The 13,439-nt window shown below is 34.0% G+C and carries 9 protein-coding genes; 3 read left to right on the top strand and 6 right to left on the bottom strand.

All coding sequences use genetic code 11. The features are described from left to right. Positions 1–104: 104 nt before the first annotated feature. On the bottom strand, positions 105–6,179 hold the full coding sequence (locus AA088_RS11450) for an alpha-2-macroglobulin family protein (protein WP_046745131.1): 6,075 nt from the start codon (positions 6,177–6,179) through the stop codon (positions 105–107). A gap of 237 nt (positions 6,180–6,416) precedes the next feature. Here AA088_RS11450 and AA088_RS11445 point away from each other — a divergent pair, with 237 nt between their 5' ends. Then, a complete protein-coding gene (locus tag AA088_RS11445; protein WP_046745130.1) occupies positions 6,417–7,370 on the top strand; it encodes a tetratricopeptide repeat protein in 954 nt (317 codons plus the stop codon). A gap of 25 nt (positions 7,371–7,395) precedes the next feature. On the opposite strand, the gene AA088_RS11440 is transcribed toward AA088_RS11445, so the two are convergent. The 4 genes from AA088_RS11440 to AA088_RS11425 form a co-directional block, all read right to left on the bottom strand. Further along, positions 7,396–8,157 carry a cyclase family protein gene (locus AA088_RS11440; protein ID WP_046745129.1) on the bottom strand — a complete coding sequence of 254 codons (762 nt, stop codon included), beginning with the start codon at positions 8,155–8,157 and terminating at the stop codon, positions 7,396–7,398. 53 nt (positions 8,158–8,210) lie between these two features. Then, the gene (locus AA088_RS11435) at positions 8,211–8,798 is read right to left on the bottom strand and encodes a 2OG-Fe(II) oxygenase (RefSeq protein ID WP_046745128.1); all 588 of its coding nucleotides are present in this window, start codon (positions 8,796–8,798) and stop codon (positions 8,211–8,213) included. Positions 8,799–8,867: 69 nt separating this feature from the next. Then, positions 8,868–9,458: a 2OG-Fe(II) oxygenase gene (locus tag AA088_RS11430; RefSeq protein ID WP_046745127.1), complete on the bottom strand. Its 591-nt coding sequence runs from the start codon at positions 9,456–9,458 to the stop codon at positions 8,868–8,870. 111 nt (positions 9,459–9,569) lie between these two features. Beyond that, the gene (locus tag AA088_RS11425; protein ID WP_046745126.1) at positions 9,570–10,355 is read right to left on the bottom strand and encodes a DUF6090 family protein; all 786 of its coding nucleotides are present in this window, start codon (positions 10,353–10,355) and stop codon (positions 9,570–9,572) included. Positions 10,356–10,644: 289 nt separating this feature from the next. Between AA088_RS11425 and AA088_RS11420 the strand changes: the two genes are divergently transcribed. Next, complete coding sequence (locus AA088_RS11420) at positions 10,645–12,000, top strand: UDP-N-acetylmuramate--L-alanine ligase (protein WP_046745230.1); 1,356 nt, start codon at positions 10,645–10,647, stop codon at positions 11,998–12,000. Positions 12,001–12,097: 97 nt separating this feature from the next. Beyond that, on the top strand, positions 12,098–12,742 hold the full coding sequence (locus AA088_RS11415) for a hypothetical protein (protein ID WP_046745125.1): 645 nt from the start codon (positions 12,098–12,100) through the stop codon (positions 12,740–12,742). A gap of 85 nt (positions 12,743–12,827) precedes the next feature. On the opposite strand, the gene AA088_RS11410 is transcribed toward AA088_RS11415, so the two are convergent. Continuing rightward, complete coding sequence (locus AA088_RS11410; protein WP_046745124.1) at positions 12,828–13,439, bottom strand: FMN-binding negative transcriptional regulator; 612 nt, start codon at positions 13,437–13,439, stop codon at positions 12,828–12,830.

Here is a 13,439-nt window from a genome sequence, read left to right as displayed (position 1 = left end):
AATAGACTGTCTGAAAACTTAGTTTTGTCAGATTGAACCAAACATTCAAAATGATATTTCCAAAAAGCTTTCAGACAGTTTTTTATTTTTTATGTATACGAAGATTACTTTACTTCAATGCGTTCCCCTTTGCTATGACTACTAAACTCAGGAGCATACATACTTTGAATCGTTGTAATTCCATTAGAAAATTCTCCTTTATTATTGACACGTAAGTCATACTCAAAAACAAAAACTCCTTTAGGCAAATAGTCAAAGAAAAAGTTTGTGCTAGCATCTTTTGTACTCTCGTAATAACCTAGCCCATCTTGCCATTTGTATTGCGATAATACATTAACAGGTTCCACACCTGATGCGCGCATATCTTTCATATGCACAAACTCCATCGGTCTATCATTTCGTAGTTCAATTCGAACACGTATCAAGTCACCAACTTCCAATACCGTATTCTCTGTAATTTCTGTAATAATTTCACCGGTATCTCCATACGTGCGTTTGAATAATTTTTTATCAAGCTTCAATGAAGTTTCTGCGGAAGTGATGTTATCTAAGTCTTCAAAATATTGCCAATACAATCCGCCCCAAGCAATTCCTTTATCCTTTTTAGATAAGGTAACTGTTGCCATTTTTGAATTGATGTCATTTTCGTTCCAAGAAGTTTTATAATACCCAGTTCCAGCTTCTATTTTTACATCTTCTAAGTTGGCAGGTGTTACTTTTTGATTTCCAATTGTTACCTCTACCATTTCTGTTACAGATAGCCAATCGCTTCCTTGTAATAAAAGTGCGTACACTGCATCTGAAGTTGCTTTGGTGGTTGCCCAACGGTTGGTTTGTTTGTGTTTTAATAACCAGATTTTCAAATTATCTACGATTGTAATATCATTCGAAATTTCAGCAAATGCTTCAATTAGTAAAGCCTGCGTTTCAACAGGAGCTTGGTACCAATACCATGAAGGTGTATTGGCTTTCCAATACATACCTAACTCGTCACTTGTAATACTATTTTCTTCTAACGAACGAATAATAGCTTGTGCCGTTTTTGAACGATTCATACGGTGAGAAACCAATGCCATCATTCCTTTGGAAAATAAGTTTCTACTTAACCAATACTTATCAATTTGCCCCAAATAATAATCTGCAATCTTAGCCACTTCTTCAGACATTGATATGTCTTTATAAAAACTTCGCATGTACAAATAGTGCAATTGCATGTATGATAAGTGATCTTTGGAAAGATCTACAGTTTCACTGTACTTTCGAATATCTTTATACTCTTGTACAAAAGCAGCATCCAAATAAGTGATTGCATTTTGAATTACGGAAGTAAGTTCATTATTGTCTTTAGTTTGTACGCCAAGCTTATGTAAATGGCCTAAACCTGTAATAATATGTTGGGTAACAAATCGATTTTCACGTCCGCCAGAAAACCAAGGAAATCCACCTGATGGCAATTGCATCTGAGATAATTTTCGAAGGGTATTATTTTGTTCATTCTTCATACGATTCAAGTCAAATAATAAAGCGATACGTTTTTTCTGTTCACTTTCCGATAATGCATCTCGAACCCAAGGAGTTTCCTGAATAATTAAAGATTTTAATTCTTGGTTTTTCTCTAAATTACTCAACAAAGCGTCTGAAGATTTCCATTGTTCAAATACCTGTTGAATTCGCGGATTGCTATTCGCAATATGGCTTGCTAACGCATTTGCATAATAACGAGCAAAAGTTTGCTCAGCGCACTCATACGGATACTCCATCAAATAAGGCAATGCTTGTACTGCATACCAAGCAGGATTTGAGGTCATTTCTAAGCTCAATTTATGGTGTTTGAGCGTAGTTGAGGTATTATTTTTTAGTTTGTCCAACGTAAATGTTTTTGTCTCGTTAGAACGAATCCACATTGGCAATGTTTCGGTAACTAACATTCTGTTGGATAATACTGGCAACGCATTTTGTTCACCATCGCTAAATTCATTTGCTTTGGCTGTAATTGTATATTGTACTGCTTGAATAGAGCTCGGAATGTACAATAACCATGAAACTTGAGTATTGCCTTTTGCATCAACCGAAAACGATTGCTCAGGCTCGCCTAAGCGTGGAAATAACGCAGGATTAATATCATTTCCTGTCAGCGGATCCACCAATTGCAACATGGCTTGACCACTTAATTTTTTATCAGAAAGATTGGAAATTTTTGTACTCACAACAATTTTATCGCCTTCACGGAAAAAGCGTGGTACATTAGGCAATACCATCAATTCCTTTTGTGTCACAGTAGATAATGTTTTTACTGCCGAATGCAATTCTTTTGTGTGTGCTAATAATTGAACATTCCATTTGGTCAATGCTTCCGGAGTGGTAAAGCTAAACGTGACATTTCCTTCATTATCAGTATGTAATTGAGGATAAAAAAACGCAGTTTCTTGCAGATTTTTTCGAGGAACAATGGCTGCTTCTTTTGTGTTTTCGTTGTTAGCCTCTACGTTTATGCCCGCAGCTTGTCCTTTTAATGATTGAGTAAGTTCCTGTTCTTTTATAGAAGTTCTTCCTGAGGCAAAACCAAGATAAACATCCTCTTCAAATTCAATATCATCTTTCACACTTAAGCTCATTAAGCGTTGTGTACTTGCTGTTTCTTGTAGATAACCTTTGTTGTACATACGCCTTTGATTATGTAAATAAAATCCAAACCAATTCAAACGGTCATAATTTTGTGTAACATAATTTGGGTACGGAATTGTTTGGTGCTCATTGAAATTTTCAAGATCAAAGCTTTCTTTAGCACTGATGCTTATAGTGCTATAATAAAAAGGTTGTGCTATGGGTGAAAAGTCCCAATAATGCGAACGAAATTCATCTAACGAAGCATCGTACATGCTAGCGAGCATCTCTGCAGCTACTTTTTCTCCTTTACTTCCTTTAATGGTAAAACTCCACGTTTCTTCTTGCGCAGGTTTCAATTTATCTCTAAAGGTGCGTGTTTCAATAGTTAAGTCGGTTGTAGGATATGCAACCATTACAGGGATTTCCTTGTAAACAAAACTATTAAAAATCGTAGCAGAACAATGTATCCTGAATCCTCCTTCATCTTCTTTAGAAACAGGAACGCGAAGAGTTTTTTGTTCTCCTTGTAATGTAATCATATAGGATTCTACAATGCGATGATTTTTTTCAATATCCACAAAAACATGCAGTCCTTTTACGGCAGACTTTAAGGTAACGACTACTTCGTTGTTGGGTGTGTATGAGTCTTTATCTGTAAACACTTCCAAAATAGCTTGATCGGAAGCATCATTTTCTTTTGGATTCCACACCTCGGTATAAGCAATATCTTTTACTACAATACCATTTGCATCAGTTGTTGTAAATGTCACTACATATTTTCCAGTTTCCCAGCGCTTTATTTTTCCTAAAGATAGTTTGCTTGATTTTTCAGTATCAAAAGTTTCATGTAATACTTCTTTTCCTTTTTCCCAATATTGAAATGTTTGTTCTTCTTCAGAAAATGCTTCATGAGGAAACAATTGTACAAATTCATCCTGTTGTATGCTAGGTAAGTCTGGAATTGGCAATACTCGTTTGCGTAAAATACGCTTTGGAGCTTGCAATTTGTGAATAGTGAGAATTCCTTGGGCAGGAACTTTTTCTCCATTCAGATTATGGGTATTCACTTCAACATTGTAATCTTTTCTTGAAGTATCTAATTTTTTTGGAATGGAAACATTTGCAGTTATACGATGGTAGCCAACATACACAGTTGTATATGTACTACGAGTCTCTCCATTAATATCGGTTATGTCTGCTGTAATTTTATAAGCAAAAGTTGGTTGTAGATTTTTGTCAATTTTTGAATCTGGAATTGCTTTAAAATCAATCATAAAATTCCCTGTTGCGTCTGTAGTTGTCTCACCGCTTACAATTTGTTGTGAAGAAGTGTTCAAGTACGGAAATCTCCAATACGACCATTGCGGATAGCTAGGTGTGCGTTGCACAGAATATGTTACTTTAGCATCCGAAATAGCACTTCCAGCAAAAGCGATTGCTTTCCCTTTAACAGTAACAGTGTCATTTACAGAGTACGTTTCTGTGATTGGTAAAAATTCAGCTTCAAATTTTGGACGTTTATATTCTTCTACAGAAAAGCTTGCATAGCCAATACTCGAATCATTTAAGAATCCAGAAAGTTGGTATAAACCGGTTAATCCGCTATTAGGAATCACAAATTCTCCTTTAATAGAACCATATTCGTTGGTCAGTAGCGTTTGTGTTTGTACTTTTTGGCCGTTAGCATCGTATAAAGTAACCGTTATGGTTTGTTTACTCAATATGGAGGATGTATTCTCTTCTTTTTCAATCAAAATTCCTTTAAAATGAACAATTTGAGAAGGTCTGTAAATACTTCTGTCTGTGAATAAGAATAAATTTTTTCGAGGTTTTTCCTTGTTTTGGGATTGGGTATAAAAGTAGCCTACATTTGAAAAATAAGCCCGGTCTTTTTCAGTTTCAATACTCACAGAAATATTTCTAAAATTACGATGTCTATTTCCTTCAAGGACAAAGCTTCCTGTACGGTCTGTAGTAAACGTTTTACGAATCTTATTTTTTTCATATCCCATTTGATAAGATATGGTTACTTCTTGATTTATTATTGGCTGTCCGTTTGTTCGTTCAGTTACTTGAAAAATATAGTTTTGGCTTTCTTTTTTATGAGTTACAGCAAAATCTGTTACTTGAATAATTCCGTAAGCATGAAAGTCTTTGTTTAATGATTGATCGGGAGAAGCAATGATGAGATGAAATCCGTTAGCTAGCTTAGGAACTACAATTTCGGTACTATGTATTTGATGGTCATTCTCCGTAGGAAGTTTAACATTCCATTGTTGATTAACCGGTAGCTTGCTTATAAAAGCATATCGTTCGTCACGACGATACAGTTGCAATAAGCGTACGTACTGCTCTTCAGTAATAGAGCGTGTTGAAAAATAAAGTTGAGGAATGTTTTTATATCTTACATACACTTTAGACACTTGTCCAATAGGGATATACTTTTCAGTTTTTACGTCAATTTCTGGACGTTTAATTCTAAGTAGGATTGTTTTACATTTTTCAGCAGCAATACTAGTAGGAAACTTGGTAATTACAGCTTCACACAGTTCAATTGCTTTGTTATATTCCCATTGATAAGCATCTCCTTTTTTAGGATCATATTTGGCAGCTTGTTCTTGATGTAATAAGGCTGATTCTACATCGTACATTCCTGAAAAAGGGTGGGATGCATAGGTGTTTTTTTCGTTTTGATACGCTTGTATTAGTTTTTCGGTAGAATTATCGAAAGCAGCTTTTTGCGCTACATATTGCAAGCGTTCAATATTTACATCAATTAACGCTTCTGGAGTAGTATCTTTTAGGTGAAAACGAATGAGGTTTTGGTATATTTCTAAGGCTTTAAATTCTAAAGAAAGACGATCGTTAGTCGTTAAAGATATATTGGCAAACATCTCTGCATTACATAAATATTCTTCGTTGTCAATTTCAAAAACATCTGCTGGTTTTGTAAGTGTATTTTCATCTGTTCTATAAAATTGTAATGCATTATGTGCTAGTAAATCATATACAGTTGGGCGGTATATTTTTGAGTCTTTTTCTTCATAAAGAATTTCGCTATAGGCAGACAACGTTTGTTTTTGTAAAGAAGTAGTATTGGCTAATGAAGCATCAAAGTGATAGATAATTTCTTTAAAAATAGTTGTTAAGTCCCATGTTCTAAAATCAGTAGCATCTACCTTTTCGGTAGTTTCGGTACGGTTGTAAAACTGATAGCGATTATTTTGTAAATATTTCCAATATATATTTGCCAGAATACTGTGCAAAATATTTTTGGCAACTCCTTTTTGAGAATCAATCTCGTTTTGTAAATCCGTTATAATGGTAAGCTGAGCATCTTCTTCCAAAATTATTTGATATTTTGCCTTGTGAAGAAAAGCCTTGATAATTTGAGGGTTGTTTTGCTCTTTTTTTGCCTGTTGGTAAATTTCAGTTACTTTTTTAAAAGCAGATTGGGTCAACCCTTTCTTTTCTAAATTCAGCACTTCTTCCCACTGAGGTTGATAGGTTTGTTGGGCATTTGAAAACTGACTAAATAGTACAATCATAAATATGGTAAAAATATGTTTCATGTTCTTTTTTAAATTAAACCACAATGTAAATACTCTTTATACGTTGTGTGTTGCAAAACGTGTTAATGCATTTTCTCGTATGTTAAAATACGTATTTTGCTAACAACATGTCTTAATAGTTTGTTATTATTTTATGGATGTCAACAAATAGTATTCCAAAAGAAAAAATGATAATAACTAAAGGAAACAGTATCTTTGGAATGATAACTGTTTAGAAAGAGAGAAATATATTAACGAATGAAGCATTATTTTTTACTTCTCCTGTGTATTCCAATGTGTGTTTGGAGTCAAACAACTGCCGAAAGTATTGCCCAATTATTTGAAAAAAAACAATATCAAAAAGCAGAAACAATTTTAAAAGAAGCTTTGAAAAAAGCGCCTAATGATGTTGAATTAATTGAGCTTTTAGGAGATTCATACGGATATCAAAAAAAATGGGACGAAGCTATCGAAAACTATGAACGCTTGGTTAAAATGGATGACACTAATGCAAATTACCATTACAAATATGGAGGAGCAATGGGGATGAAAGCATTAATCGTGAATAAATTCCGTGCGTTAGGATTGATAGGAGATATTAAAAGTTCTTTTAAGCGTGCCGCAGAACTTGATCCAAATCATATTGATGTTCGCTGGGCAATGGTTGAACTGTACATGCAATTGCCAGGATTGTTGGGCGGAAGTTTTAAAAAGTCTATGAAATACGCAAACGAGCTAGAACAGCTTTCTAAAGTTGATGGATATTTGGCAAAAGGTTACATTTATGAATATGATGATGAACCTGAATTGGCTGAAAAATTTTATAAAAAAGCAATTGAAGTAGGAGGATCATTAACTTGCTATGAAAAACTTACTAAACTCTACGAAAAACAAGATCAACCATTAAAAGCTATTGAAAATATAGAAAGATCTCATAAAAAACATCAACGGAATGCCATGCATTATCAAATTGGAAAAGTGGCTGCAGATTACAATATCCAGTTAGAAAAAGGAGAAAAATGCTTGTATTTATATATCACAAATTACACATCTAAAGACGGAGTGCCAGTATCGTGGGCATATTATCGCTTAGCGCAGATATTTACACACAGAGGTGATAAACAAAAAGCGTTGGAATGGATTAACAAAGCGCTGACGGAAGACGATTTGAAACCATTTAAAAAGCAAAAAGAAGTGATTTTGGCAATGTAGAAAACAAAAGTATGGTGTTTATAATCTACTCAAACATTGCCACAACACGTGCAGGTGCAGCAGAAGCTCCTACAATTTTTAATGGAAAAACCGCAACTTTAAATCCTGAGTAAGGTAGTGCGTCCAAATTGACCAATTGTTCCATGTGACAGTATTCTTTGCGTTGTCCAACCAAATGCGCTTCCCAGAACAATTCTGAGTTTCCAGTTTCTTTCGCTTTTTTTAACATGTATGGTAATGGTAAATCCCATCCCCATGAATCAATTCCCATGACCTTAATTCCTTGATCAATCAACCATTCGGTCGCTTCGGCACTCATGCCAGTACCAATTTTGTGGAAATCTTTTGTACCATTGAATTTGTCTCTTCCCGTTTTAATCAACACAATCATTTTGGGTTTGAGTTGTAAATTATTTTTAGAAAGAAACGCAGTCATATCTTCCACAGTAATTGCGTCAAAATCTTCTTTATGTTTCATGTCAATCACAATTCCGTCACCGTAACACCAATCGAGTGGAACCTCATCAATTGTTTTTGCTTTTTCGCCATTTACAGTAGGTGAGTAGTGCCAAGGAGCGTCAATATGTGTGGTAGAATGCACGCCCATTTTCTGAATGGTATCGTCTGCCCAACCTATAAAATCTTTGGGAAACAATTTAAAAGGCAAACCCAATATGCGAATCAACCATTTTGCTTTTCGATGTGGTTTGTGTTTGATTTTTACTTTCATAAACCAAGGATCGTTCTTGTTGTATTGTATGGGTTTGGATAAGTCGATGATTTTCATGAATGTGATGTTTGTATAATTATTAATCGCAAAATATACTTCGTTACTACTATTTATCTATAAGGTGGACCAGAAACCCAACCAACAATAGATTGTCGCGTTCCTTTGATAATAGGTGTAACTCTGTGGTTGATGAATGAAGGGAATATAATGATAGTTCCTTTTTCTCTAGGAGCGTTGACCACTTTCTGATTGATCATAAATTGTAAATCACCGCCTTCATATTCGTCAGGATCTGATAGTTGAATCGTCATACTTAGTTTTCGAGCAGAAATTTCTCCAGCACCAAAATCAAGATGCCAATCAAAAAAATCTCCCTCGCTATAGCGTGTTAGTTGCAACTCTTGATGAAACCCAAGTAAGTCAAACCAATAGCGTTCATTATTACAACTTATAGCAAGACCTGCTAGTTTGTGATAAATCCAGTCATTTTCAGGGATATTGTCAATAAACATGACAGCACTTTTTCGTAGTTCATCGTCATAGGTGTCCTTTCCAGAAAGTGTTGCTTTGATAGTTTTTTCTTCATCCCAAAAACCAAGAATTCGATCAATTTCATGCGGAAGAAACAATCCTTGATAATATACGTATTCAGCAAAATGATGCTTCAGAGGAAGCCCAAATGAGTAATTTATAGACATGATCCTGTAATATGGTTGGTTTATGAAGAGAACAAGATAGTCTAAATTTATTTAAAAAAGTACGGTGTACTACATAGATTTCATCCAGCCGCTCAAACTCAATCGCTGCGCATTAGCCATCATCACTTCATGTTCAATATCACTTCGAAAAAACACCATTCTTCCAGGAATAGGTTGTATTTCAGTAAATGTATCTTCAGTATATAATCTCAATTCGCCTCCATCACCTTGTTTCCATGCTTCAGAAAGATAAAACACTATTGTAAACTGTCTTTTATCATCATTTTTAAATCGATCTACATGTTTTTTGTAGTACGAGCCTTTGTCATAAATTGCATATTGAAATTCACAAGATTGGATTCCTGTAAAACAAGTTCGATTTAAGTAGTCAACATATGCATCAATCTTTTCCAAAAAAAGTTGTTCCCAATGGTTGGCTTTGGTTCGATTGAGCCAATAAATTTGATCATTTCTAATCTTCTTTAAAACAAGGAGATTATCTTTATTTCCAATACCCGCAGCATGAAAATGGTCGTTTTCTTGATGAGTCAAGAGAGATTTTCGAAGACCTACTAGCTCCTCGTGAGTGAGCCAATTATCTACGGATCCAAACCCTTTATCCAAAAGACCTTGAATCAATTGTTCATATATGTCTAACACAATTTACTATATAGCAAATCATGCCTTTATAAGGCGCGCAAAAATAGTCGATTTTTTTATAATAAAATTGAGAATGTGATTTTTTAACAAGAGCAGCGTATTGTGAAAAAATTACGCTTTCTTTTTATTGCTGATTATAGTTTCGGGATAGTTAGTTTCTATAAGGTTCTTTATTTTTTCTGTATTCAGAATAGCAATTTGGTAATAGTTTATTTTATAAATTCTAAACCATAACACTTCTGATAATAAAAATCGAAACTCTTCGTCATTTTTTAATTGTGCTATATGCAGCGGAATATACCCAATTATTTGTTTAATTCCTCCACCAAAATCTCTTGGGTAAGTAATTTTAAGTGAATCGGCTAAATATAAATCGTATTTTAAACTAGCATCTCGGTTTACTTTAAAGTTTTTCTTAAAATAAGGAGTTAAATACTTATTAATATCAGGATGAAAATTATTTCCTTTAGATATTCTTGGGAAATAATTATTGTACACTAAAGTAATTAAGTCTCTTAGCGAATCATTTTTAATGATGCTCATTCCCGAACTCTTCAAATTTTCAAAAGCAGATGTGTTAGGGAAAATATATTCTTCTTTAGTCATCCAGTAAAAATCCATTAATAAAGAATCGCTATTATTGCTATTAGAGTCGATAAACTTTTGTACTCTTAGTTGGCTTTTGAGAGCATTTTTATGAATTTCAAAATCATTTTTTAAGTCTATTAAATTGTCATTCAATTCAAAATAAATTTGAGCAATGATTTCTTTTTCTCGTTTGCCTTCTTTGATGCTTTCGCCCCAATTGGTTAAAGAAAATGCAATCAATACACCTATGGTGATGATTAAAATTTCAATTAAATATTTATACAATTTTTTCTTTTTACCTTTCTTCATTCTAAATAATTGTGAGCGTATATCCCTAAAATTTATTTGTGACTAAGATTTGTTTAAATTTTTTAAGTAAAAACAGCGAACAATATAGTAAAATTGGAACTAAATAAGAGTATGAAGTAAATTGTCAATGAATTATTCTATACTACAATAGTAGCAGTTGTGTATTTGTTAAGAAGGTATATTGTTCTTAATCAAGGAAAGTATACTGCTGTGTGTAAAAACTAGAGATGCAATCCTTCAAAAAACAAAAAAGCCTTTTATCTTTACACTTTACGAATTTTTACAACTCATGCGAATACATTTTATAGCAATCGGTGGAAGTGCTATGCATAACTTAGCACTTGCGTTACATGCCAAAGGATACGAAATAACAGGAAGTGACGATGTGATTTTTGAACCTTCCAAAAGCAGGTTAGAGGCAAAAGGATTATTGCCAACTAATGTAGGTTGGTTTCCTGAAAAAATCACAAATGATCTTGATGCAATCATCTTAGGAATGCATGCCAAACCTGATAATCCAGAATTGCTTAAAGCACAAGAAATAGGAATTACAATCTATTCATATCCAGAGTTTTTATACGAACAATCTAAGTATAAAACACGTGTTGTAATTGGTGGAAGTCATGGAAAAACAACCATCACTTCAATGATTTTACATGTGTTAAAGTACCACGAAATTGAGGTTGATTATATGGTTGGAGCACAATTGGAAGGATTTGACACGATGGTTCATCTTACCGAAGACAATGATTTTATCATTTTAGAAGGTGACGAATATTTGTCTTCTCCTATTGATCGCAGACCTAAATTTCATTTATATAAACCAAATATAGCACTGCTGAGTGGCATTGCGTGGGATCATATCAATGTATTTCCTACGTATGAAAATTATGTAGAGCAGTTTCAAATATTTGTTGATTCAATTACCAAAGGAGGAAGTATCAATTACAATGAAGAAGATGCCGAAGTGGCAAGAGTAGTTGAAGCATCCGAGAATCCTATTCGCAAAATAGGATATCGCACACCAGAATACATAGTAGAAAACGGTCAGACTTTATTACTCACACCTGATGGTTATATGCCTATTGAGATTTTTGGAAAACACAATCTAAACAATCTAGCAGGTGCAAAATGGATTTGTCAGCATATTGGAGTAGATGAAGAAGATTTTTATGAAGCAATTGCTACTTTTTCAGGCGCAAGTAAGCGTCTTGAAAAGATTGCTGAGCATGAAATGACTGTTGTATATAAAGATTTTGCTCATTCACCAAGTAAAGTAAAAGCAACGACTGCTGCCGTAAAAGAACAATATACTAATAGAACTGTATTTGCCTGTTTAGAACTCCATACCTATAGTAGTTTAAATGCTGAATTCTTAAAAGAATATAAAGGAGCTTTGGATGCGGCAGACAAGGCTGTAGTTTTTTATTCGCCACATGCGGTACAAATCAAACAACTAGATGCTGTTTCAGAGGCACAGATTGCTGAAGCTTTTCAACGGGATGATTTAGTTATTTATACTAATCCAGATGCATTCAAAGAGTATTTATTTAGTCAAAATTTAGAGAATACAGCTCTGCTATTAATGAGTTCAGGGAATTATGGTGGATTGGATTTTGACGAATTTCAACAACATATACACTAAATCCTAAAAAGTGTCGTTTTGTAAATAATACGAACCCATAAAACACACGCTATACTTCATAATTACTTTTTTATCTCATCCAAAAAATAAATTAATTATGAAAAAAATGTTTCTACTAGCGTGTATTGCGGTATGTTTATTTGCCTGTTCCACAGATAATGAATCAACTTCAGAGCCTGAACAAAGTGTTTATGCTTTACAGGTTGGAAATATGTGGGTGTATGAACACCATCGTAGACTTCACGAATTTTCAGAAGAATTTGAAAATATTAATGTGATTGACTCTGTTCAAATTGTGGGGACAGAAGAAATAAACGGTCATGTATTTTACACTTTTCGCACTCGAACTTCAGGAAATGAATCGAATCAAGCATTTTGTTCTCCTAATGGAGAACATTTTAAGCAAATGAGAGATTCTTTGGGATATTTGATTAATGAACATGGAAAAATTCAATTTTCGCCTGTTGGCGATACCGACGAATATGTGCTAAATATGAATGTTGATAATCGTTTGGTGCATAGTCTTTCTGAAGAAAGTGAAGTTGTAACTACACCTGCAGGTGATTTTATGGCGTACTCTATGAATTTATACTTGCGTAATAATCATACAAATGAACGATCTGTTGGCACGAGTAAATACTATCGTGTGGAAGGAATTGGAGAAGTTTTTACCACCTCTTCATTTGCAAATCGTTCTTTGCATACCGTTGAAAAACGCTTAGTATCATATACTATACAATAAGTTTAGTTTGGGTTGTCATCACAATGGATAAGCAACGATATTCTTTGCCATTGAAAATAGGTTGTTTTGTGATGACAAGTAGGTATTAATTATCCAGAATACTATCCATGAAAGCCGTAATATCTTTGCGGCTTTCTTTTATCAATGCTTCTTTGGCAAGTTCTCTATCTTTTAGCAATTTGTCTTGCGAGAGTTTAAACTTTCCTTCCCAGGCAGTGATTTCCAATCGAAAACCAATAATATAATCTACTAGAGCTTGTATTTTTGGACTTTTAGGCTCTAATACATAAGGGGTTTCAGAAGTTTCTAGAAATGAAGTCATGTGAGCAATTGAATCAATTATTTCCTCAGGATTCACAATTTGAGTCGCTCTTGCTGAAATATGAACTTTCACATAATTCCAAGTAGGCAATTGTGTAGAGCTAAATATTTTTGGTGAAATATAGCTATTAGGTCCGTGAAAAATCACTTGAACTAGTTGGTTTTCTTGTAGTAATTCTGCTTGCGGATTAAATTTATCAATATGACCAATCAATGCGCCATATTCTCCCAAAGAAGCTTCGTACATAAGTGGAATATGAGTTGTGAAAACCTCATTATTCTTCACAGAAATCAAAGTTGCCAACGGAAATTGCTTGATAGTTTCTATAATAGCAGTAAAATCAGTTGCCTGATGATGTTTTGGAGGATAGTGCAT

It is taken from the genome of Kordia zhangzhouensis, assembly GCF_001005305.1.
GTDB lineage: Bacteria > Bacteroidota > Bacteroidia > Flavobacteriales > Flavobacteriaceae > Kordia > Kordia zhangzhouensis.
Note: the sequence above shows the minus strand (reverse complement) of the source record. Positions and strands in the feature narration are given on the sequence as shown.

Coding starts and splice junctions, on each gene's coding strand:
- AA088_RS11415 (WP_046745125.1), top strand. CDS start 12,098: ATGAAAAAAATGTTTCTACTAGCGTGTATTGCGGTATGTTTATTTGCC.
- AA088_RS11425 (WP_046745126.1), bottom strand. CDS start 10,355: ATGAAGAAAGGTAAAAAGAAAAAATTGTATAAATATTTAATTGAAATT.
- AA088_RS11450 (WP_046745131.1), bottom strand. CDS start 6,179: ATGAAACATATTTTTACCATATTTATGATTGTACTATTTAGTCAGTTT.
- AA088_RS11420 (WP_046745230.1), top strand. CDS start 10,645: ATGCGAATACATTTTATAGCAATCGGTGGAAGTGCTATGCATAACTTA.
- AA088_RS11435 (WP_046745128.1), bottom strand. CDS start 8,798: ATGTCTATAAATTACTCATTTGGGCTTCCTCTGAAGCATCATTTTGCT.
- AA088_RS11440 (WP_046745129.1), bottom strand. CDS start 8,157: ATGAAAATCATCGACTTATCCAAACCCATACAATACAACAAGAACGAT.
- AA088_RS11445 (WP_046745130.1), top strand. CDS start 6,417: ATGAAGCATTATTTTTTACTTCTCCTGTGTATTCCAATGTGTGTTTGG.
- AA088_RS11410 (WP_046745124.1), bottom strand. CDS start 13,439: ATGCACTATCCTCCAAAACATCATCAGGCAACTGATTTTACTGCTATT.